This is a genomic window from Enterobacter cloacae complex sp. IR53041 (genome assembly GCF_049238285.1).
GTDB classification, from domain to species: domain Bacteria; phylum Pseudomonadota; class Gammaproteobacteria; order Enterobacterales; family Enterobacteriaceae; genus Enterobacter; species Enterobacter roggenkampii.
Genome location: NZ_JBMKHB010000052.1, coordinates 1 through 20,062, shown reverse-complemented (window position 1 = coordinate 20,062; position 20,062 = coordinate 1). Strand labels below are relative to the sequence as shown.

At 56.7% G+C, this 20,062-nt stretch carries 23 protein-coding genes and 1 pseudogene; 15 read left to right on the top strand and 9 right to left on the bottom strand.

The window, feature by feature from the left end:
- From ACOTXF_RS22830 to ACOTXF_RS22795, 8 genes and pseudogenes are all read left to right on the top strand, one after another.
- Positions 1-77, top strand: a 77-nt coding sequence (locus tag ACOTXF_RS22830) for an IS1 family transposase (RefSeq protein WP_033802282.1), incomplete at its 5' end; no start/stop codon positions are given.
- Positions 78-212, top strand: a pseudogene (locus ACOTXF_RS22825) (DUF892 family protein); the annotation flags it as partial.
- Between the two features lie 23 nt (positions 213-235).
- The gene (locus ACOTXF_RS22820; protein WP_008502273.1) at positions 236-439 is read left to right on the top strand and encodes a hypothetical protein; all 204 of its coding nucleotides are present in this window, start codon (positions 236-238) and stop codon (positions 437-439) included.
- Positions 440-464: 25 nt separating this feature from the next.
- The gene (locus tag ACOTXF_RS22815) at positions 465-971 is read left to right on the top strand and encodes a ferritin-like domain-containing protein (RefSeq protein WP_014883791.1); all 507 of its coding nucleotides are present in this window, start codon (positions 465-467) and stop codon (positions 969-971) included.
- A 17-nt stretch (positions 972-988) separates the two neighbouring features.
- On the top strand, positions 989-1,861 hold the full coding sequence (locus ACOTXF_RS22810; RefSeq protein WP_008502274.1) for a manganese catalase family protein: 873 nt from the start codon (positions 989-991) through the stop codon (positions 1,859-1,861).
- A gap of 67 nt (positions 1,862-1,928) precedes the next feature.
- Positions 1,929-3,332, top strand: coding sequence for a cytochrome ubiquinol oxidase subunit I (locus tag ACOTXF_RS22805; RefSeq protein ID WP_126325334.1), 1,404 nt, complete (start codon positions 1,929-1,931; stop codon positions 3,330-3,332).
- Positions 3,332-4,342 carry a cytochrome d ubiquinol oxidase subunit II gene (gene cydB / locus ACOTXF_RS22800; protein WP_008502276.1) on the top strand — a complete coding sequence of 337 codons (1,011 nt, stop codon included), beginning with the start codon at positions 3,332-3,334 and terminating at the stop codon, positions 4,340-4,342. Before ACOTXF_RS22805 ends, cydB begins: the two co-directional genes overlap by 1 nt.
- Positions 4,343-4,350: 8 nt before the next feature.
- Positions 4,351-5,976 carry an alpha-amylase family protein gene (locus ACOTXF_RS22795; RefSeq protein WP_048962031.1) on the top strand — a complete coding sequence of 542 codons (1,626 nt, stop codon included), beginning with the start codon at positions 4,351-4,353 and terminating at the stop codon, positions 5,974-5,976.
- Here the strand turns inward: ACOTXF_RS22795 and ACOTXF_RS22790 are convergent, their stop codons facing one another.
- From ACOTXF_RS22790 to ACOTXF_RS22775, 4 genes are read right to left on the bottom strand one after another with little or no spacing between them, the layout of a single operon-like run.
- Positions 5,977-6,963 carry an SDR family oxidoreductase gene (locus ACOTXF_RS22790; RefSeq protein ID WP_232927331.1) on the bottom strand — a complete coding sequence of 329 codons (987 nt, stop codon included), beginning with the start codon at positions 6,961-6,963 and terminating at the stop codon, positions 5,977-5,979.
- A gap of 17 nt (positions 6,964-6,980) precedes the next feature.
- Positions 6,981-7,499 carry a 2-oxo-tetronate isomerase gene (locus ACOTXF_RS22785; protein WP_048962033.1) on the bottom strand — a complete coding sequence of 173 codons (519 nt, stop codon included), beginning with the start codon at positions 7,497-7,499 and terminating at the stop codon, positions 6,981-6,983.
- A gap of 11 nt (positions 7,500-7,510) precedes the next feature.
- The gene (locus ACOTXF_RS22780; protein ID WP_008502280.1) at positions 7,511-7,957 is read right to left on the bottom strand and encodes a DUF421 domain-containing protein; all 447 of its coding nucleotides are present in this window, start codon (positions 7,955-7,957) and stop codon (positions 7,511-7,513) included.
- A 9-nt stretch (positions 7,958-7,966) separates the two neighbouring features.
- Complete coding sequence (locus tag ACOTXF_RS22775; protein WP_045373098.1) at positions 7,967-8,470, bottom strand: hypothetical protein; 504 nt, start codon at positions 8,468-8,470, stop codon at positions 7,967-7,969.
- A gap of 138 nt (positions 8,471-8,608) precedes the next feature.
- On the opposite strand from ACOTXF_RS22775, the gene ACOTXF_RS22770 reads away from it, so the two are divergent.
- From ACOTXF_RS22770 to ACOTXF_RS22755, 4 genes are all read left to right on the top strand, one after another.
- Entirely contained in the window at positions 8,609-8,998 is a 390-nt protein-coding gene (locus ACOTXF_RS22770; protein WP_008502282.1) for a YdeI family stress tolerance OB fold protein, read from the top strand.
- A gap of 64 nt (positions 8,999-9,062) precedes the next feature.
- Positions 9,063-9,947: an SDR family oxidoreductase gene (locus ACOTXF_RS22765; RefSeq protein ID WP_048962034.1), complete on the top strand. Its 885-nt coding sequence runs from the start codon at positions 9,063-9,065 to the stop codon at positions 9,945-9,947.
- A gap of 180 nt (positions 9,948-10,127) precedes the next feature.
- On the top strand, positions 10,128-11,051 hold the full coding sequence (locus ACOTXF_RS22760; protein WP_021242540.1) for a LysR substrate-binding domain-containing protein: 924 nt from the start codon (positions 10,128-10,130) through the stop codon (positions 11,049-11,051).
- 250 nt (positions 11,052-11,301) lie between these two features.
- Positions 11,302-13,683, top strand: coding sequence for a glucose/quinate/shikimate family membrane-bound PQQ-dependent dehydrogenase (locus ACOTXF_RS22755; RefSeq protein ID WP_048962035.1), 2,382 nt, complete (start codon positions 11,302-11,304; stop codon positions 13,681-13,683).
- A gap of 119 nt (positions 13,684-13,802) precedes the next feature.
- Here ACOTXF_RS22755 and ACOTXF_RS22750 read toward each other — a convergent pair whose 3' ends face one another.
- The 3 genes from ACOTXF_RS22750 to ACOTXF_RS22740 form a co-directional block, all read right to left on the bottom strand.
- Positions 13,803-15,494 (bottom strand): methyl-accepting chemotaxis protein, encoded by a 1,692-nt coding sequence (locus ACOTXF_RS22750; RefSeq protein ID WP_025911194.1) that lies wholly within the window; start codon positions 15,492-15,494, stop codon positions 13,803-13,805.
- 160 nt (positions 15,495-15,654) lie between these two features.
- Positions 15,655-16,773 carry an S-(hydroxymethyl)glutathione dehydrogenase/class III alcohol dehydrogenase gene (locus tag ACOTXF_RS22745; protein ID WP_232927329.1) on the bottom strand — a complete coding sequence of 373 codons (1,119 nt, stop codon included), beginning with the start codon at positions 16,771-16,773 and terminating at the stop codon, positions 15,655-15,657.
- A 30-nt stretch (positions 16,774-16,803) separates the two neighbouring features.
- Positions 16,804-17,079 carry a metal/formaldehyde-sensitive transcriptional repressor gene (locus ACOTXF_RS22740; protein WP_232927328.1) on the bottom strand — a complete coding sequence of 92 codons (276 nt, stop codon included), beginning with the start codon at positions 17,077-17,079 and terminating at the stop codon, positions 16,804-16,806.
- A gap of 201 nt (positions 17,080-17,280) precedes the next feature.
- On the opposite strand from ACOTXF_RS22740, the gene ACOTXF_RS22735 reads away from it, so the two are divergent.
- Together ACOTXF_RS22735 and ACOTXF_RS22730 are read left to right on the top strand one after the other, a co-directional pair.
- Positions 17,281-17,904, top strand: coding sequence for a hypothetical protein (locus ACOTXF_RS22735; RefSeq protein WP_047746338.1), 624 nt, complete (start codon positions 17,281-17,283; stop codon positions 17,902-17,904).
- Positions 17,901-18,398 carry a surface-adhesin E family protein gene (locus tag ACOTXF_RS22730; RefSeq protein WP_223861905.1) on the top strand — a complete coding sequence of 166 codons (498 nt, stop codon included), beginning with the start codon at positions 17,901-17,903 and terminating at the stop codon, positions 18,396-18,398. Before ACOTXF_RS22735 ends, ACOTXF_RS22730 begins: the two co-directional genes overlap by 4 nt.
- Before the next feature lie 83 nt (positions 18,399-18,481).
- On the opposite strand, the gene ACOTXF_RS22725 is transcribed toward ACOTXF_RS22730, so the two are convergent.
- Entirely contained in the window at positions 18,482-19,411 is a 930-nt protein-coding gene (locus ACOTXF_RS22725) for a LysR family transcriptional regulator (RefSeq protein ID WP_045372753.1), read from the bottom strand.
- A 90-nt stretch (positions 19,412-19,501) separates the two neighbouring features.
- Between ACOTXF_RS22725 and ACOTXF_RS22720 the strand changes: the two genes are divergently transcribed.
- Positions 19,502-19,975: a GNAT family N-acetyltransferase gene (locus ACOTXF_RS22720; RefSeq protein ID WP_232927325.1), complete on the top strand. Its 474-nt coding sequence runs from the start codon at positions 19,502-19,504 to the stop codon at positions 19,973-19,975.
- A 10-nt stretch (positions 19,976-19,985) separates the two neighbouring features.
- Here ACOTXF_RS22720 and ACOTXF_RS22715 read toward each other — a convergent pair.
- The coding region (locus ACOTXF_RS22715; RefSeq protein WP_033802282.1) for an IS1 family transposase at positions 19,986-20,062 on the bottom strand (77 nt) is incomplete at its 5' end.

The window sequence follows — 20,062 nt, the reverse complement described above, 5'->3', positions numbered from 1 at the left end:
CACTGTCGTTCTCAAAATCGGTGGAGCTGCATGACAAAGTCATCGGGCATTATCTGAACATAAAACACTATCAGTAAGTTGGAGTCATTACCCAGCTCGGCTATAAAAAAGCCGTTAAGCTTCTTGCCGAAACGCTGGAAGAAGAGAAAGAGACCGACCTTAAACTCACCGACCTGGCCGTTGGCAATATTAACCAAAAAGCGCAGAAATGACGCGATAATACAGGTTAAATAAAATGAGCATCAGTCCCAGGACAATTAAACGGTGCCATTTAGCGGCAGCGATAATATGGTTCATTCTCGCTATCCCTTCCGTCATCTGGTGGAAGAACAGCGTGCTATGGGTCATTATCATCAGTATTTATGCCAATATTGTCGGCCATTTATCTGGCTACAGTGCCGCACGTGCCGATCAGGCTGCTGAAAGTGAGACCAAATAAGCGAACCCCTAATGAGGATACAATGATGAATCACGTAGAACACTACCATGACTGGCTACGCGATGCCCATGCAATGGAAAAGCAAGCCGAATCTATGCTGGAATCCATGGCCAGCCGTATCGATAATTATCCTGATGTTCGCGCCAGAATTGAGCAACATATTAATGAGACAAAACGGCAAATCACATTGCTGGAGGAAATCCTCGACCGTAATGATATTTCTCGTTCGGTCTTAAAAGACTCGATGAGCAAAATGGCGGCGCTGGGACAATCCATCGGCGGCATGTTCCCTTCTGACGAAATCGTGAAGGGCTCGATCAGCGGCTATGTTTTCGAACAGTTTGAAATCGCCTGCTATACCTCCCTGCTGGCGGCGGCCAAAAAAGCGGGTGACACCGCCTCGATACCCGCTATTGAGACGATCCTCGCCGAAGAGCGCGAAATGGCCGACTGGCTGATTCGTCATATCCCGCAAACGACGGAACAGTTCCTGCTGCGTTCAGACGCGTCGGGTGTCGAAGCGAAAAAATAACCCACAGGAGAGTGAGCATGTTTCGACACGTCAAACAGCTGCAATACACGGTTCGCGTCGCCGAACCGAATCCCGGCCTGGCGAACCTTTTACTGGAACAATTTGGCGGACCGCAGGGTGAACTGGCCGCCGCCTGCCGCTACTTTACGCAAGGGTTGAGCGATGACGATCCGGGCCGTAAAGACATGCTGATGGATATCGCGACCGAGGAGTTAAGCCACCTCGAAATCATCGGTACCCTGGTCGGTATGCTGAATAAAGGTGCCAAGGGCGCGCTGGCGGAAGGGGTGGAAAATGAGGCCGAGCTGTATCGCTCCATGACCGAAAACGGGAATGACAGCCACATCACCTCCCTGCTCTACGGCGGCGGAACCCCGCTAACCAACTCAGCGGGCGTACCCTGGACGGCGGCCTACGTCGACACCATTGGCGAGCCGACGGCAGATCTGCGTTCGAACGTGGCGGCCGAGGCCAGAGCCAAAATCATCTATGAACGGCTGATCAACGTGACTGACGATCCCGGCGTTAAAGATGCCCTGGCGTTTCTGATGACGCGTGAGGCGGCGCATCAGCTATCCTTTGAGAAGGCGCTGCAGTCCATCCGTAATAATTTCCCGCCGGGTAAACTGCCGCCAATCGAGGAATTCACCAACAAGTACTACAATATGTCTGAAGGTGGAGAGGTTCGCGGAAGCTGGAACAGCGATAAACATTTCGATTACGTTGAGTCCCCCCAGCCTGCGGTGGATGGCGGCGATGGCAGTGCCAGCGTGACGCTCACAACCGAGCAGGCAACCCTGGTTAAGGCGATGTCTGCCCGCACAAAGTCCGATCCACATTCCGACCCGCTGACCGGTGCCGAGCTGGGTGCCGGTAAGACTAAACCGTAATCGGTTTGCCGGGCAGGCCTGACCTGCCCGGCAATTCGCGTGCCCCATCGTCTCAGAGGTACGGACCATGTTCGAACTCGATGCGTTTCATCTGGCCAGAATTCAGTTCGCTTTTACCGTCTCGTTCCACATCCTGTTTCCTGCGATCACCATCGGTCTCGCCAGCTACCTGGTGGTGCTGGAGGGCATGTGGCTGCGCACCAAAAAAGACGTCTGGCGATCGTTGTACCACTTCTGGCTAAAGATATTTGCCGTTAACTTCGGCATGGGCGTCGTTTCCGGGCTGGTGATGGCGTACCAGTTTGGCACCAACTGGAGCGGGTTCTCCCAGTTCGCGGGCAGCATTACCGGCCCGCTTCTGACTTATGAGGTATTAACCGCCTTCTTCCTGGAGGCCGGATTCCTTGGCGTTATGATGTTCGGCTGGAACAAGGTCGGCCCGGGGCTGCACTTCTTTTCGACCTGCATGGTGGCGCTCGGCACGCTGATGTCGACCTTCTGGATCCTCGCCTCCAACAGCTGGATGCATACGCCGCAGGGTTTCACTATCGAAAACGGGCAGGTTATCCCGCAGGACTGGCTGGCAATCGTCTTTAACCCCTCCTTCCCGTACCGTCTTATTCATATGGCTATCGCCGCGTTCCTGAGCAGCGCGCTCTTTGTCGGCGCGTCGGCCGCCTGGCACTTGCTCCGCGGTAACGATACGCCCGCCGTTCGCACCATGTTTTCGATGGCGATGTGGATGGCGCTGCTGGTTGCCCCTATCCAGGCGGTGGTGGGCGATATGCACGGCCTGAACACGCTTGAGCATCAGCCAGCCAAAATCGCCGCTATTGAGGGTCACTGGGAAAATCCGCCCGGCGAAGCCACCCCGCTGCTGCTGTTTGGCCTGCCGGATATGGAGGAAGAGCGCACCAAATACGGCCTGGAGATCCCCGCGCTCGGCAGCCTGATTCTGACGCACAGCCTGGATAAACAGGTCCCGGCCCTGAAAGACTTCCCGAAAGAGGATCGACCCAACTCGACCATCGTTTTCTGGTCGTTCCGCATTATGGTAGGGATGGGGCTGCTGATGATTACCCTCGGTCTGCTCAGCCTCTGGCTACGCTATCGCCATCGACTTTACCACTCGCGTCCGTTCCAGTGGTTTGCCCTCTGCATGGGGCCTGCGGGGCTGGTCGCGCTGCTTGCCGGCTGGGTGACCACCGAAGTGGGCCGTCAGCCGTGGGTTGTCTATGGCTACCTGCGCACCATCGACGCGGTATCGCTGCACAGCACCCTGCAGATGAGCATTAGCCTGCTGGCGTTCTTCGTCGTCTACTCATCCGTATTTGGCGTGGGCTATGTTTATCTCATCCGGCTGATTAAGAAAGGTCCTCAGCCCGTTGATACGCTGACGTCAAACACCTCGGGCACGCCTGCCCGTCCGCTGTCAGCCGCGGAGTCTGTTCCGGAAGAGGAGAGAATCTGATGGGCGTCGATATCTCAGTGATTTGGTTTGCCATCATCGTGTTTGCCACGCTGATGTATATCATTATGGACGGCTTCGATCTGGGGATTGGCCTGCTGTTTAACTTCGTGGGCGATGCCAAAGAGCGCGATGTCATGGTCAACAGCGTGGCGCCCGTCTGGGACGGCAACGAGACCTGGCTGGTGCTCGGCGGCGCGGGGCTGTTCGGCGCGTTTCCGCTGGCCTATGCGGTGATCATTGATGCGCTGACCATCCCCCTCACCGCGATGCTGATCGGCCTCATCTTTCGCGGCGTTGCCTTTGAGTTCCGCTTCAAAGCCACCCCTTCACACCGCAAATTCTGGGACTACTCCTTTGCCGGCGGCTCCCTGCTCGCCACCTTCAGCCAGGGCGTGGTGGTGGGCGCCGTGATCAACGGCTTTGACGTGGAGGGCCGACGTTTTGTCGGCTCTTCGCTGGACTGGCTCACGCCATTCAACCTCTTCTGCGGCATCGGTCTGGTCGTCGCCTACACGCTGCTGGGCACCACCTGGCTCATCATGAAAAGCGAAGGCGCGCTGCAACAACGCATGCGCGAACTGACCCGCCACGTGCTGCTGGCGCTGATGGTGGTTATCGCGGTGGTCAGCGTCTGGACGCCGCTCGGCTGGCAGTACGTCGCCGACCGCTGGTTTACCCTGCCCAACTTCTTCTGGTTCCTGCCGGTTCCGCTGCTGGTCGGGATCTTCAGCGTGCTGATCTGGCGCCTGACCCGCAATCCGGCCAGCCACGCGCGCCCTTTCCTGCTGACGCTGGGGCTGATCTTCCTCGGGTTCAGCGGGCTGGGTATCAGCCTCTGGCCGAACATTATTCCGCCGCGTATCACTCTGTGGGAGGCCGCGGCCCCGCCTGCCAGCCAGCTGTTTATGCTGGTCGGGACGTTACTGATTATTCCGGTGATCCTGGTGTACACCGCCTGGAGCTACTACGTGTTCCGGGGCAAGGTTTCGGATACTGAAGGCTATCACTGAGGCACGCTATGACGGACTGGCATACACGGGCCATTATTTACCAGATTGATACCGCACTCTTTTATGATTTGAACGGCGATGGCTGCGGGGACATCGCCGGGATAGCGGCCAAGCTGCGGTACATTCGCCGCATGGGGGCGACGGTTATCTGGATCACCCCGTTTTACCTCACGCCCTTTCTCGATGAAGGCTATGACGTCAGCGACCATCTCCAGGTGGATCCCCGCTTCGGAAAGCTGGCCGATATCATCGCCTTTATCGAACAGGCCCGCGAGCTGGGCATGCAGGTCATTATTGAACTGCTGATCCAGCACACCTCTGACGCACATCCCTGGTTCCAGCAGGCCCGCCTTAACCCGGCGTCACCCTATCGGGATTACTACCTCTGGTCAGATAGTGACGACGACGATACGCCCCCCATGTTTCCCGGCGTGGAGGAGAGCATCTGGACCTGGGACGACGAAGCGGGACAATACTACCGGCACATGTTCTATCGCCACGAACCGGACCTGAACCTGACCTCGCCCGCGGTGCTGAAAGAGATCGAGAACATCATCCTCTTTTGGCTCAAGCTGGGCGTGTCGGGGTTCCGCCTGGATGCCGCCTCCCACCTGACCACGCAGGCGGGAAACGGTGATGAAAAAAAGGGCCTGTGGATCCTCGTACATATGCGCCGTCTGATTGAGAAGCATAATCCGGACGCGATCCTGCTGGGTGAAGTGGACGTCGAGGTGGAGGCCTATCAGGACTACTTTGGCAATAATGACCGCCTGAATCTGGTGCTCAATTTCTGGCTCAACAAGTATTTTTACGTCAGCCTGGCCCGCAAAAGCGCCCGTCCGCTGCGCAACGCGGTGAAGAAAATGATCGTCCCGCCCGATTCATGCTGTTTTGCCAACTGGCTGCGCAATCACGACGAGCTGGATCTGGAGGGCATCAGCCAGAAAGACAAACAGTTTGTCCTCGATACCTTCGCCCCTGACGACGAGATGAACGTCTACCAGCGCGGGATCCGCCGCCGCCTGGCGCCGATGTTGAACGGCGATCTGAAGCGGCTGGCGTTCTGCCACGCGGTACTCTTTTCCCTGCCCGGCGTTCCGGTGATGCGCTATGGCGATGAGATCGGCATGGGGGATGACCTCGATCTGGAAGAGCGCTACGCCGTGCGCACCCCCATGCAGTGGGCAGGATCGCAAGGCGGCGGTTTTTCGGCAGCCGACCCGGAAAAATTTATCGCGCCGATTATTGACCGCGGTCCTTACCGCTATCAAAAAATCAACGTCGCTGATTCGCTGCTCCACCGCAACTCGCTCCTGCACCGCATCATTGATATCGCCAATACCCGCTCGGAGTTCCCCGAAATTGCCGTTGCGCCCTTTCGGCTCCTCACGATCGATAGTGACGCGGTGCTGGGGATCTATTACGAGACCGAAGAACGCAGCATCCTGACCTTTGTTAACTTCAGTGACCAGCCGGTGCAGTTCACCGTGAAGGGGATCCGCAACACGACCTGGACCGTCTGTCTCGCGGACAAACGCTACGATGACGCGCTGGTTTGCGGTAAAACCGTCGAGCTCAGCCTTGGCGGCTACGGTTATCGCTGGTTCTGGACGCACCGCAGCGCGCTGCGCTGATTACGGTTTCCGGCGGATTATCAAACGCGTCAACACAATACCCGCCACCGCAAGGGCCCCTAACGCCACTTTGCCCGGCATACCGGAGGTCACGGACGACGCGCGGGTTTTCGCTTCGTCAGTGAAACGGCCATGGATTTTGTGCAGGTCGTTAATCGGCTGGTCGAGATAATCCCGGCGGTCCGGCGCGTTCAGATCGTCGGTCATCTGACCTTCCCAGGCTTTCTTCACCATCAGTCTGTCCAGAAAACCCGGGAAGAGGAACTGCCCGACAATCGACTGAATGGTGCTGCTGCCTACCCACAGCTCGCGCACCGGCTTTTGCGCCACCCTGAAGATGGCGCTGGCGGCGACTTCAGGCTCGAACACCGGCGGTACCGGCCGCATCGCCCACGCGAACTTGTTCCTTGCCCATTCGAACTGCGGCGTATTGAGCCCCGGCATCTGCACCATCGAAAGCTGAACCCGGCTGTTCTCATGCATCAGCTCGGTGCGCACCGCATCGGTAAACCCGCGAATCGCCGCTTTGGCCCCGCAGTAGGCGGACTGCAAGGGAATGGAACGGTAGGCCAGCGCGGACCCTACCTGAATAATCACGCCCCTGTCGCGCGGAACCATAAGCTCAAGCGCCGCGCGGGTGCCGTTCACGTAGCCGAGGTATGTCACCTCGGTCACGCGCCGAAACTCGTCCGGCGTAAGGGTACGCAACGGTGCCAGCACGGCCCCCATGGCGTTGTTGACCCAGACATCAATCGCACCGAGACGATACTCAATCTCGTTAGCCGCATCCACCACCGCCTGACTGTCGGCGACGTCCCCCTGCACGGCGTGCGCATTTACGCCGAAGCGGCGCAGCTCTTCCTGGGTGGAGTGCAGGCTGGCTTCATCACGGGCGATGAGGCCCACATCGTAACCTGCTTTTGCGAAGCGCAGCGCCGTGGCTTTTCCCACGCCCGCCGTCCCACCGGTAATCACTATGACAGCCATAGAACCTCCACGTGAACTCAACCGTTATGCCCGTCCGACAATGCTGTCACCAGCTCTGCCAGCGAAAAATGCACCGCTTTTTCCACCACGTCCTGACAGTCTCCGGAGAAAAGCACGGTACGGGTTTTCGTCTCGCCACGTATGTTCCACGCAAAACAGACCGTCCCCGCCGCCGTGCCGTCGTCGCCCCCTTCCGGGCCAGCGTATCCGCTGATGGCGATGCTGATATCCGCCTGGGCAATGTCGCGGATGCTGGCGGCCATCTCGGTCACCGTCTGTTCGCTGACGGCGGTATAGCGCTCCAGCGTTTCAGGACGCACGCCGAGGATCCGCGCTTTCGCGGCATCGCTGAACACCACCAGCCCGACATCATAAAAATCGGCCGTGTTCTCTTCAGCGCAGAGCGCCACCGAGAGCTTTCCCCCGGTGCAGGATTCCGCCGTGGTTAAACGCAGCCCGGCATCGGTTAACTTGCTCGCCAGTTTTTTTGTCAATTCACCGACGGTGTAATGGTTATCGTGCAAAAGATTGCTCATCTTGCCGCCTCTTATTTCTCGAAAGGAATGATTGAAATATGTCCATTGCGCTCAAGTATGGCATATTTAATTTGGCTTATTTCGGTAATGCCATTATTCTGACGCGCTGACACCAGAATATCATCGCAAGAGACATCGACCTTTTTGAGTTTATCCGCCAGGGGAACGCCGTTTTCCACCAGAATCACAGGAGTGCCGTCCAGAATATTCTCTACCGGAGAAAAATACTTTTTCATAAGGCCAAAAATAATATCCACTACCACCAGGGTGGTAATCGTAATCATCGCGCCGGTGACGGAAAAATCCTGCCCCAGAAGCGCCTGCTGCGTGGCTTCACTAATTATCAGGAGAAGAATGAGATCAAAGCTGGTCATCTGCAGCAGCGCGCGTCGCCCGGCCACTTTAAATACCACCACGAGGAACAGATAAATAGCCAGCGCACGAAAGACCATATCCATATCAGCCTCCTACGGGTAAATAAATTGCCAGAGGGTGATCTCCGGCTCGTTGTTTACGCGGATGACCGAGTTCCATTTACCGGCCCGGGACGGTGTGGTAAAGAGTAATACCGAAAAGTTGTCCGTCTTTTTCAGGTTGTGATAAACAAAATAGAGGCTATTTCCGTGGCTGAACATGGCGTCCGGCTGGGGCCAGACGCTGCCTGGATCATACGCCTCGCTACTCTCGCTGGTGACGCTGAGGGTATAGGTCCCCTCCGTTTTCACCGGAAACGCAAGCTGCATCCGTGTCTCCGTCTCCCGCCGCCCGAAGCGCTCATAGTTTATAGTCAGCGACTTAGCGGAATTTATTTTTACCGTATCGCTGACTATTCCGCTTGAAAACAGACCGGCAATGGCGGCAACGATAATACCTAACAGAACAATAAACCCCACCTGACGAAACGCGTATTCAAACGTCAGCAAGCGATATCTTTCCTCTATCCCGGGTAACTTTTCATTTTCACGCTTCATGGCCATCGTCACCGTTTCGCTTATTATCCGATAATTTTGATTTCTAACGCGAATGTTTTTAGGACTTATCACATTTGCCACATAAAGGAATAGCAACAATACTTAATAAGTCAAGACACCCAAAATGAAGGATATCCGATGAAATTATCGCTTATTTCCGCTTTTTTGATATTTCTGGTTCCGGCCGCATGGGCAGATAATAACGGCGGGTTACAAAAAGGTGAAGCCCCACCGCCTCCCCACGCGCTGGATAGTGGATATCGCGGAACCGATGACGCGCGTATTATGACCATCGATCAGGCAAAACAACTGCACGACGGTGCGACCATTTCATTACGCGGTAATCTTATTGACGGTAGCGGCGATAAGTTTGTATTTCAGGATAAAACCGGAAAAATCGACGTTATTATTCCCCAGGCAGTCTTCGACGGCAGAACGGTAAAACCCGACCAGATGATCAGCATCAACGGTTCGCTTGATAAAAAATCATCTCCTGCCGTCGTCCGTGTCGATCGTTTGCAGAAATAATTCAGCGAAGCGTTAACGCTGCAGTTATCCATCAAATCTCACCCCTTGGCTTAAGGAGTCAGCTATGAGTGATACCCAACAACGTACGAACGCTTACCCGCAGCCCCCGTTCCCGGAACAGCCGCAAACGCCACCGGGACTGGCATCCGAAATGCAACCTGTACCCGACCACGGGGAAACCAGCTACAAAGGGCATGGCCGCCTGGCCGGTAAAAAAGCGCTGATCACCGGCGGTGACTCGGGTATCGGTCGCGCAGTGGCCATCGCCTATGCCCGTGAAGGTGCAGACGTGGCCATTAACTACCTGCCTGAAGAGGAAAAAGACGCCGCGGAGGTCATCGACCTGATCAAAGCCGAAGGCCGGAATGCCGTCGCGCTGCCGGGGGACGTTCGGGACGAAACCTTCTGCCAGAATCTGGTCGAAGAAGCCGTCTCGAAGCTGGGCGGGCTGGATATTCTGGTCAATAACGCCGGTCGTCAGCAGTTCCGTAAATCCCTTGAAGAGCTGACCACCGAAGATTTTGACGCGACGTTTAAAACCAACGTCTATGCCCCCTTCTGGATCACGAAGGCGGCGCTGCGCCACCTGAAAGCCTCGTCCGTTATCATTAATACCTCCTCCGTTCAGGCCGTGAAGCCGAGCCCGGTGCTGCTGGACTACGCCCAGACCAAAGCCTGCCTGGCGGTATTTACCAAATCCTTAGCCAAGCAGCTGGGTCCGAAAGGCATTCGCGTCAACGCGGTCGCCCCTGGCCCCTACTGGACGGTACTGCAATCCAGCGGCGGCCAGCCGATGGAAAAAGTGAAGGAGTTTGGCGGCGATACCCCGCTGGGACGCCCGGGTCAGCCCGTCGAGATTGCCCCGCTGTACGTCACGCTGGCCTCGGATGAATGTTCATTTACCTCCGGCCAGGTATGGTGTTCTGACGGCGGTGACGGCGTGATCTAACCCCTTAACCCTCCCTCTCTGCAATGAGCAATAAATGAACAAGGATGTTCACATTTCTTTCCCTGCCGAAAAACATATTGTAACTCAAACAGATCAAATGTTAAAAATATTTTGCTATCAAGTTATCAAAATTAAACAACTTAGCTTGTCACCCGCATCGCTCTGTTTTTAACATCGCCTATGGAAAAAAATGGTCTGTTCAGTCAGCGCATACGCTTGCGCCATTTGCATACATTTGTGGCCGTCGCTCAACAGGGAACGCTGGGGCGTGCGGCTGAAACTCTTAACCTGAGCCAGCCTGCGCTCTCGAAAACCCTCAACGAGCTCGAACAGCTGACCGGCGCCCGTCTTTTTGACCGGGGTCGGCTGGGGGCGCAGCTTACCATCGTGGGCGAACAGTTCCTTACGCATGCCGTTAAGGTGCTGGATGCGCTCAATACCGCAGGCCAGTCGCTGCACCGAAAAGAAGAACACACCAGCGAGGTCGTCCGCGTCGGGGCACTGCCCACCGCCGCGCTGGGCATTCTTCCGCCGGTGATTGGCCAGTTCCACAAGCAGCAACGGCATACCACGATCCAGGTTGCCACCATGAATAACACCATGCTGCTCGCGGGGCTGAAATCGGGCGAGCTGGATATCGGGATTGGCCGCATGTCCGACCCTGAACTGATGGGCGGTCTCAATTACGAGCTGCTGTTCCTGGAGTCCCTGAAGCTGGTGGTTCGTCCCGATCATCCGCTGCTGCAGGACACGGTGACGTTAAGCCGCGTCATGGAGTGGCCGGTGGTGGTGTGCCCGAAAGGGACCGTCCCACGTCAGACCGCCGAAACCTTGCTGCAAATGCAGGGGTGTACGCTGCCCTCAGGGTGTATTGAAACGCTGTCAGCCTCGCTTTCACGCCAGCTCACCCTCGACTATGACTACGTCTGGTTCGTTCCCTCCGGCGCGGTAAAAGATGATTTGCGCCAGGGCACGCTGACCGCTCTCCCGGTAACGGCCCCCGGCGCCGGTGAACCTATCGGCATTTTGACCCGGGTAGATACCCCGCTTTCCACGGGCGCGCAGACGCTGCTGAGCGCCATCCGTAAATCGATGCCGGTTTAATACCCCTCACCCTAGCCCTCTCCCCTAAAGGGGCGAGGGAACAGACCTGCGCGTTAATCAAATAATGCGAAATCATTCATTAACAATTGCGTAAAACAATTTAACAGTTTTATCATAGCCGTGAATTCACCAAATGGTTCACAAACGGTTTGATAAAAACGAATTCACCCGTACTAATCATCAATCCCACCGCATTTATTACCCAACTGGTACATACCCGACACGGCGGCGGGATCTAAAGGAGAGAGAAATGGCATTTGGCAGCGCGCCGCGCGGGATACCTCGTATTCTGCAGTGGCTTCTTGCCGGACTGATGATGCTCATCGGTCTGGCGGTCGGCGGGTTGGGCTTTAAGCTCGCCACCGTAGGCGGGAGTAGTTACTTCCTGATAATGGGCGTGGCAATGGTGATTGCCGCGATCCTGATTTTCCTCAACCGCATCAGCGGGATCGTGCTTTACGGCATCGCGTTTATTGCCTCGCTGTTCTGGGCGGTAAGCGATGCGGGCTGGGATTTCTGGCCGCTCTTCTCCCGCCTGTTTACCTTTACCGTGCTGGCATTCCTGTGCGCCATCGTCTGGCCCTTCCTGCGTGCGGCAAACCACACTGCACCGAACAAAGCCCCCGCTTTTGGCGTCGCGGCGCTGCTCGCGGTGGCCATGCTGGTCAGCCTCGGCTGGATGTTTAAGCCGCAAACCCTTGTGGCAGCGAACGAGCCCGTGCCGGTGAAACCCGTTGCACCCGGTGAGCAGCAAAAGAACTGGGAGCACTGGGGCAACACCACCCACGGCGACCGCTTCGCCGCGCTGGATCAGATTAACAAGCAAAACGTAAGCTCGCTGAAAGTCGCGTGGGTTGCGCACACCGGCGATATTCCGCAGAGCAACGGCTCGGGTGCGGAAGATCAGAACACGCCGCTGCAGATTGGCGACACCCTGTATGTCTGTACGCCGTACAGTAAAGTGCTGGCGCTGGACGTGGATTCCGGTAAAGAAAAATGGCGTTATGATTCGAAAGCCACCGCGCCGAACTGGCAGCGCTGTCGCGGTCTGGGCTATTTTGAAGACCACTCCACCGTGACAACGTCACAGGCAGAAACACAGCCAGCGGCATGTCCTCGCCGTCTGTTCCTGCCCACCACCGATGCCCGTCTGATTGCCATTAACGCGGATAACGGCAAGGTCTGCGACGACTTTGGCGACCATGGCACCGTGGATCTGAGCGTCGGGATGGGTGAGATTAAGCCCGGGTATTATCAGCAAACCTCGACGCCGCTGGTGGCCGGGAACGTCGTTGTCGTCGGCGGTCGCGTCGCGGATAACTACTCAACCGGCGAGCCGCCGGGCGTGGTCCGCGCCTACGACGTTCACACCGGTAAGCTGGCCTGGGCGTGGGATCCGGGTAATCCGAACCTGACCGGCCTGCCGCCGGAAGGCCAGACCTACACCCGCGGTACGCCGAACGTCTGGTCTGCGATGTCCTACGACGCCAAACTGAACCTGATCTACCTGCCAACCGGCAACGCCACGCCAGACTTCTGGGCGGGCGAGCGTACCGCGCTGGACGATAAGTACAGTTCCTCCATCGTCGCCGTCGACGCGGCCACCGGCCAGGTCCGCTGGCATTTCCAGACCACCCACCATGACCTGTGGGACTTTGACCTGCCTTCCCAGCCGCTGCTGTACGACCTGCCTGACGGCAAGGGCGGCACCACGCCTGTGCTGGTGCAGACCAGCAAGCAGGGCATGATCTTCATGCTTAACCGCGAAACCGGCAAGCCGGTGGCGAAGGTCGAGGAACGCCCTGTCCCGGCGGGCAACGTTGAAGGTGAACGCTACTCCCCAACCCAGCCGTACTCCATTGGCATGCCGATGATTGGCAACCAGACGCTGACCGAGTCCGACATGTGGGGCGCGACGCCTGTCGACCTGCTGCTGTGCCGCATTCAGTTTAAAGAGATGCGTCATCAGGGCGTCTTCACCCCGCCTGGTCTCGACCGTTCCCTGCAATTCCCTGGCTCACTCGGCGGGATGAACTGGGGCAGCGTCTCCGTTGACCCGAACAACAGCCTGATGTTCGTCAACGATATGCGTCTGGGTCTGGCAAACTACATGGTGCCGCGCGCGAACGTGGCGAAAGATGCCAGCGGCATCGAGATGGGGATTGTCCCGATGGACGGCACGCCGTTCGGCGCGATGCGCGAGCGCTTCCTGTCGCCGCTGGGCATTCCGTGCCAGAAGCCGCCGTTTGGCACCATGTCGGCGGTTGACCTGAAAACCGGCAAGCTGGTGTGGCAGGTTCCTGTTGGTACGGTGGAAGATACCGGCCCGCTGGGCATCCGCATGCACATGCCAATCCCAATCGGCATGCCGACGCTTGGGGCATCGCTCTCGACCCAGTCTGGCCTGCTGTTCTTTGCCGGCACCCAGGATTTCTACCTGCGCGCGTTTGATACCGCCACCGGGAAAGAGATCTGGAAAGACCGCCTGCCGGTCGGCAGCCAGTCCGGCCCGATGACCTACGTGTCGCCGAAAACCGGTAAGCAGTACATCCTCATTAACGCCGGTGGCGCCCGCCAGTCGCCGGATCGCGGTGATTACGTTATCGCGTACGCGTTACCTGATAAGAAATAACCGATGAAAAAAGGGACCTTTTGGTCCCTTTTTTTTGCCCGGTGGCGCTTCGCTTACGCGGGCCTACAAATACAAGTAGGTCGGGTAAGGCGAAGCCGCCACCCGACAAAACACGCGACTCAGAACGTCTCCCAGTTATCCCCCGAAACTGTCGCCGCCGGGCGCAACGGCGCGCTCGTCGCCACTGGCGCTGACGCCACCGCGCGGTTCGGCTTCGCACCGCTCAGACGAAACGCCCCAACCGCCTCGGTCAGACGCGCGCCCTGTTCTTCCAGAGACGCCGCCGCCGCGGAGGCTTCTTCCACCAGCGAGGCGTTCTGCTGGGTCACTTTATCCATCTCCGAAATCGCCTGGCTCACCTGGACGATACCGCGACTCTGCTCATCGGACGCCGCGGCAATCTCCAGCATGATGTCGGTGACGCGCTTCACCGCGTCGACGATCTCATTCATGGTGTTACCGGCGGCAACAACTTCACCGGACCCCTGATCGATCAGCGAAACCGATTCGTTGATCAGGCTTTCGATCTCTTTTGCGGCATTCGCACTGCGGCTTGCCAGGGTGCGCACTTCACTGGCCACCACGGCAAATCCGCGCCCCTGTTCACCCGCCCGCGCCGCTTCTACCGCCGCGTTAAGCGCCAGGATATTGGTCTGGAAGGCAATGCTGTTAATCACGGCGGTGATTTCAGAGATTTTCTTCGAGCTGCTGGAGATATTGCCCATGGTTTTCACCACGCCGGAGACCATCTGGCCGCCGCGGGTGGCTTTCCCGGAGGCATCTTCCGCCAGCTTGCTGGCATGATGGGCGTTATCGGCGTTCTGTTTCACCGTTGCAGTAAGCTGTTCCATGCTCGCGGCGGTTTGCTCGATGGCGGCAGCCTGCTGCTCGGTGCGGGAAGAGAGATCGGTGTTACCGGCAGAGATCTCGCTGGTGCCGCGGTAAATCTCCTCCGCCCCCTGACGCACGGTGCCGACCGTTTTTTCAAGCGAGTGCTGCATGGTTTGCAGATCCCGCGTCAGGCGGCCAATTTCGCTGCGCCCGGCCACGTCGTCCGGCATCGTCAGGTCGCCCTTAGCGATATTCTCGATACGTTTCGCTGCCCGCTGCAGCGGATTGATTACCGTGCGGCGCAGCACGACAAAGGTCATCGCCGTCAGCACCAGCGCCAGCGCAAACGCGCCCACCATAAACATCAGGCCCAGCTGCGTGCGGCTGTGCGCCTGCGCCGTTAGCGCATTGGCACGGTCGGTACGGATCTTAATCGCCTTCAGCAGTACGGCGTTGTACGCGTCGTCCAGCGGACGCGCCGTTTCGTTTTCGTGATTGATGATCGCCTCGAACATGCCGTTTTTGGCGAATTTGACCATCGGCTGCATGCCCGCGATATAGGCGTCATACCGGGTCTTAAGCTCCGCATCCAGCGCTGCGCCCTCGGCGGTGCGCACGGCGCGATTCATGTAGGCGGTAAAGCTCTCCTGGGACTGCTTAATGCGTGTTTCCGCCTCGCTGATGTTCTGCTTCATCGCGTCCATCTCCGCGATACGGCTTGCCGCACCGGCGTGGATCAGATTGATACGCGCGGTTCGCAGATGGTTTGAGCTGTTCGACAGCCCCATACGCACCTGAATTTCGGATGTGACATCCTGCTGATCGTTATCGGCCTGCAGCAGGAAATACCCTGCCAGACCCGAGCTCAAGGCAAACAGAAGAATAATGCCACCGAGAATGGAGGAAAACAGCGGAACCAGCCTGATGTGATGCAAGAAGCCCAGCTTGCGCTGCGCCAGCATCGAAGTAGTGTTGTCCATGACCGTCGACTCTCTTGTAGGTAAGATGCGTAAAAACACGCCTGTTAAATAGTCATCGGCACGGCAGAGATTTAGATTACGGCTAAAAACGCCGCACTGGTCACACTTTAGAGAAGATTATTAAAGAAATGCCAGCGGCGAAAAACCGCTGGCAGAAGAGTTACTTGTCGCCGAAATGGATAACGGTACGGATGGATTTTCCTTCGTGCATCAGATCAAACGCCTCGTTGATCTGCTCCAGCGGTAAGCGGTGGGTAATGAACGGATCGAGCTGAATCTTGCCGACCATGGCATCTTCAACCATACCCGGAAGCTGGGTACGCCCCTTCACGCCGCCAAACGCAGAACCGCGCCATACGCGCCCGGTGACCAGCTGGAATGGACGGGTTTTAATCTCCTGACCCGCACCGGCCACGCCAATGATGATGCTCTCGCCCCAGCCTTTGTGGCAGCACTCCAGCGCGGAACGCATCACGTTGACGTTGCCGATACACTCGAAGCTGAAGTCCACGCCGCCGTCGGTCATCTCAACGACGACGTCCTGAATCCGCTTCTCGTGATCTTTCGGGTTCACGAAATCGGTCGCGCCCATTTCTCCCGCCAGCCTGAATTTCTCCGGGTTGGTATCGACCGCGATGATACGGCCGGCCTTCGCCTGCACCGCGCCCTGGATCACCGCCAGACCAATGCCGCCGAGACCGAACACCGCCACGGTATCGCCCTCTTTGACTTTTGCGGTGTTATGCACCGCGCCAATACCGGTGGTCACGCCGCAGCCCAGCAGGCAGACTTTATCCAGCGGCGCCTGAGGGTTCACCTTCGCCAGCGAGATCTCCGCGCAAACGGTGTATTCGCTGAAGGTGCTGGTGCCCATGTAGTGATAAACCGGCTCGCCGTTGTACGAGAAACGGGTCGTCCCGTCGGGCATCAGCCCTTTCCCCTGGGTGGCGCGAACGGCCTGGCAGAGGTTAGTTTTGCCGGATTTACAGAACTTACACTCGCCGCATTCCGCGGTGTACAACGGGATCACGTGATCGCCCGGCTTCAGGCTGGTCACGCCCTCGCCCACTTCTACCACAATCCCGCCGCCTTCATGGCCGAGCACCGCTGGGAAGACGCCTTCCGGGTCGTCGCCCGAGAGCGTAAACGCATCGGTATGACATACGCCGGTATGGGTGATTTTGATCAGCACTTCGCCTTTCTTCGGCGGTGCCACGTCAATTTCAACGATTTTGAGCGGCTGGCCGGGGCCAAATGCAACTGCAGCGCGAGATTTCATATGTCTTCCCTTCTTGTCAGGTATGTGGATTTATTTTAGATAAGAGCGCAGTAAATGGCCGACTTCCGCCATGCGAACGGCACGCTGATCCGGCGTGGTTTCCCCCGCTACCAGCTCATCTTTGAGGTGAATTTCAACCATTTCGCCCATCAGGCCATTGGCAGCCCCGCGCACGGCGGCAATTTGCTGCAGGATGGCCAGGCAGGGGTCGCCCGACTCCAGCGCGCGTTCCAGGGCCTCAACCTGGCCCCGAATGCGGCGGACGCGGGTAAGAATACGTTTTTTATCTTCGGGTGAATGCGGCATACGCCCTCCTGATACTATAGGGGGGTATGGTACCTATTTTGTTACCGCTGTGTAAACCTAAAGATGAGAGGGTTGAGGTTTTGTACAAAACTCGGGGGAGGCATTGGATACGCCAGATAACGAAGCAAAATAGAAAAAGCGTAAAGTCTCATCCTGATAAGCCGATAAAAACAGGGTCTTTTTTTAATATAGGGATATTACATGCGTAAACTCATCTCCTCCATTGGGCTCATAGCAGGTATGGCTGTAGCCACACCCACGGTTCACGCCAGCACGTTGACACAAACGTTGACCCGCTGCGACTCAACCTTTTTCAACGAGATTTATCATCAGCGAGCCAAACTCAGCCGCGTAGCCCCCTTAACGCTTAACAAGCATTCGCAGGCCTGGTTCAAAGCCCCTGAAGACGGCAATCGCACCATCTGGTTTGCTCAACCGCTGCAGGAATTAAATCTGACGGTATCGGGATATTACCTGCAAACCAGCAATCTCGATGAAATCAATTACGGTAAGTACTATTACTGGGGACTCATTTTCAAAGAGTCGCAAGAAGAAGTGATGTCCAGACTTGATCATTTATCCTGGAAAAAGGCGGGAGATGATTATGTTTCTCAGACGATGATTAAAATCAACCCAAACAGTGACTGGGAAGACAACGCGCAGGCGGTGTCAGGTATTGCTCCGGCAAAAGAAAGTACCGAAAAGCTGTTAATGCTCAGCAAAGGTAAAGACGGGACATTATTGCTCTGTACCGTTCAGGGAAATGTAACGCCTGACATGCTGACGACATTACGGCCTGATTTATCCGCAGGGGATGCGAAATGAAAAAGCTAACATGGCTGTTATTACTTATGCTGACAGGTTGTACCGGGACAAGTAAACCCCAGCCCCAGTCTCCCCCCAAGCCACCGGCAGGCGTCATAAAAATCCTTGAAGATAAAAGAATTGCTTCGTATATCGATTTTCGGGTGATTTCAACTTATCAGGGTAACGACCGCTTACGCCGCTTTTATTTCATCAATAACTACGCCGAGCAGACACTCATTATAAAAAATCCTCCCGTCTACATAGCGAGCTCACGGGCAATCGACGTGATTAACTGCGACAAAAACCAGCGTGCCGTTATGGCGCGAACCTATTTTTCGAAACCGTTCGCGGAAGGCGATGTCGTACATGTGACACAGGATGTGGGACAATGGGAAAGTTACCCGAAAGACTCTCTTTTTGGGATAATAGCGGAAAGCATGTGCAGTATTCCCGTTGAAAAACTCAAGCCAGAGCCAGCGAAAGATAATCGAAAACCGTTACTGGATGAATAAAATCTTCAGGACCTAAGCTTCTATGGACAGACTCGCTCTGCTCTATATTAAAGCGCGGGCTGGGCTGTCCGCTAACAAATAGCCTACCGTCCCCTGACAGCCTGCGCCAGCATCTGCAGTTCCTCCTTCAGCCAGCGGGTCGCGCCCCGCTGGCCGCTGCGTTTATGCGAGTAAATTTTCACTTCAAACGTGCGTATCGGAAACGGTAACGCAAAAATCCTGAGATCCGCTGTCTTAATCAGCTTCTCCGCGGCATAGCGGGGGATCGCCATCAGCAGGTCGCTTTCCGCTACGATAAACGGTGCGCTGAGCATCGACGGCGTTTTGATCGCGATTTGTCGGGTATAGCCCAGTTGTTCCAGCCGCACGTCCAGAACGCCCTGCTTCTCATTCCATGGCGTCACCACCAGGTGTCGGGCCGCGAGATATTCCTCCAGCGTCAGACGCGTCCGGCGCGCGTTGCTGATGACCACATACTCATCTTCAAACCAGTCGATCTCTTCCAGCTCCGGGTGCCGGATATCATCCTGAGTGCTGAACCCCAGCGCCAGATCCACCTCGCCCGCCAGCAGTTCCGTCAGCGCCGGGCTGTGCGGCAGATAGCGCAATTCGAAACGCAAGCCCGGGGCCGCAAGCTGCAGTTTGTGCATCAGCACCGGGAAAATGCACAGCGCGGTAAAGTCCGTTATCGCAATTTGTAAGCACTCCGAACTGCTGGCTGCATCAAACTCCGGCTGCGGAGTCAGCTCATGATTCAGGAACGACAGTGCGGAAGCAATGGAAGGCGCAAGCTGAGAGGCATACACGCTGGGGGACATGCGGTGCCCTTCGCGGAAAAACAGCGGGTCATTCAGGGTGGCACGCAGACGCGACAGCGCATGGCTGAGCGCGGATGTGCTCATCGCCAGCTCGTCAGCGGCCAGGCGAACGGAGCGGTGGCGGTAAATCGCGTCGAAAACGGGCAGCAGGTTTAAATCAAGACGTCGCAGGGCCGGATGCATAATATTCATCATTTGTTGATTTCATTGCACTTAATTCTTCAGACAATACGCCGTATGCTTAACGCCATCAATCAAGACGCACGCTAAAAAGCAGGAAAAACAATGAGCATCACCCTTCGTCAGGCACGCCCCGAAGATGCGGCAGCCATTTACGCCATGATTTACGAGCTGGCGGTGTATGAAAAAGCCCCGGAAGAAGTGGTTACCACACCGGAGGAGATCCGGGAAACGCTCTTTGGCGCAGGCACTAAGACCGAAGCGCTGATCGCGGAGTGTGAAGGCAAGATCGCCGGCTACGCCGTGTTCTTCACCAGCTATTCAACCTGGCTTGGCCGCAACGGGATTTATATGGAAGATCTGTATGTTTCCCCAGCTTATCGCGGCCTGGGGGCGGGAAAAACACTGCTGAAACATATCGCCCAGCTCGCCGTACAACGGCAGTGCGGTCGCCTTGAATGGAGCGTGCTGGACTGGAACCAGCCCGCCATCGATTTTTATCTGAGCATTGGCGCGCTGCCGCAGTCCGAATGGGTGCGCTACCGTCTTGACGGAGAAGCGTTGCTCAAATTTGGGTAATGACTCCAACTTACTGATAGTGTTTTATGTTCAGATAATGCCCGATGACTTTGTCATGCAGCTCCACCGATTTTGAGAACGACAGTG

Excerpts from the sequence above, each read along its gene's own strand:
- ACOTXF_RS22820 (WP_008502273.1), top strand. The coding sequence starts at position 236 with ATGAGCATCAGTCCCAGGACAATTAAACGGTGCCATTTAGCGGCAGCG.
- ACOTXF_RS22815 (WP_014883791.1), top strand. The coding sequence starts at position 465 with ATGAATCACGTAGAACACTACCATGACTGGCTACGCGATGCCCATGCA.
- ACOTXF_RS22810 (WP_008502274.1), top strand. The coding sequence starts at position 989 with ATGTTTCGACACGTCAAACAGCTGCAATACACGGTTCGCGTCGCCGAA.
- ACOTXF_RS22805 (WP_126325334.1), top strand. The coding sequence starts at position 1,929 with ATGTTCGAACTCGATGCGTTTCATCTGGCCAGAATTCAGTTCGCTTTT.
- cydB (WP_008502276.1), top strand. The coding sequence starts at position 3,332 with ATGGGCGTCGATATCTCAGTGATTTGGTTTGCCATCATCGTGTTTGCC.
- ACOTXF_RS22795 (WP_048962031.1), top strand. The coding sequence starts at position 4,351 with ATGACGGACTGGCATACACGGGCCATTATTTACCAGATTGATACCGCA.
- ACOTXF_RS22790 (WP_232927331.1), bottom strand. The coding sequence starts at position 6,963 with ATGGCTGTCATAGTGATTACCGGTGGGACGGCGGGCGTGGGAAAAGCC.
- ACOTXF_RS22785 (WP_048962033.1), bottom strand. The coding sequence starts at position 7,499 with ATGAGCAATCTTTTGCACGATAACCATTACACCGTCGGTGAATTGACA.
- ACOTXF_RS22780 (WP_008502280.1), bottom strand. The coding sequence starts at position 7,957 with ATGGATATGGTCTTTCGTGCGCTGGCTATTTATCTGTTCCTCGTGGTG.
- ACOTXF_RS22775 (WP_045373098.1), bottom strand. The coding sequence starts at position 8,470 with ATGAAGCGTGAAAATGAAAAGTTACCCGGGATAGAGGAAAGATATCGC.
- ACOTXF_RS22770 (WP_008502282.1), top strand. The coding sequence starts at position 8,609 with ATGAAATTATCGCTTATTTCCGCTTTTTTGATATTTCTGGTTCCGGCC.
- ACOTXF_RS22765 (WP_048962034.1), top strand. The coding sequence starts at position 9,063 with ATGAGTGATACCCAACAACGTACGAACGCTTACCCGCAGCCCCCGTTC.
- ACOTXF_RS22760 (WP_021242540.1), top strand. The coding sequence starts at position 10,128 with ATGGAAAAAAATGGTCTGTTCAGTCAGCGCATACGCTTGCGCCATTTG.
- ACOTXF_RS22755 (WP_048962035.1), top strand. The coding sequence starts at position 11,302 with ATGGCATTTGGCAGCGCGCCGCGCGGGATACCTCGTATTCTGCAGTGG.
- ACOTXF_RS22750 (WP_025911194.1), bottom strand. The coding sequence starts at position 15,494 with ATGGACAACACTACTTCGATGCTGGCGCAGCGCAAGCTGGGCTTCTTG.
- ACOTXF_RS22745 (WP_232927329.1), bottom strand. The coding sequence starts at position 16,773 with ATGAAATCTCGCGCTGCAGTTGCATTTGGCCCCGGCCAGCCGCTCAAA.
- ACOTXF_RS22740 (WP_232927328.1), bottom strand. The coding sequence starts at position 17,079 with ATGCCGCATTCACCCGAAGATAAAAAACGTATTCTTACCCGCGTCCGC.
- ACOTXF_RS22735 (WP_047746338.1), top strand. The coding sequence starts at position 17,281 with ATGCGTAAACTCATCTCCTCCATTGGGCTCATAGCAGGTATGGCTGTA.
- ACOTXF_RS22730 (WP_223861905.1), top strand. The coding sequence starts at position 17,901 with ATGAAAAAGCTAACATGGCTGTTATTACTTATGCTGACAGGTTGTACC.
- ACOTXF_RS22725 (WP_045372753.1), bottom strand. The coding sequence starts at position 19,411 with ATGATGAATATTATGCATCCGGCCCTGCGACGTCTTGATTTAAACCTG.
- ACOTXF_RS22720 (WP_232927325.1), top strand. The coding sequence starts at position 19,502 with ATGAGCATCACCCTTCGTCAGGCACGCCCCGAAGATGCGGCAGCCATT.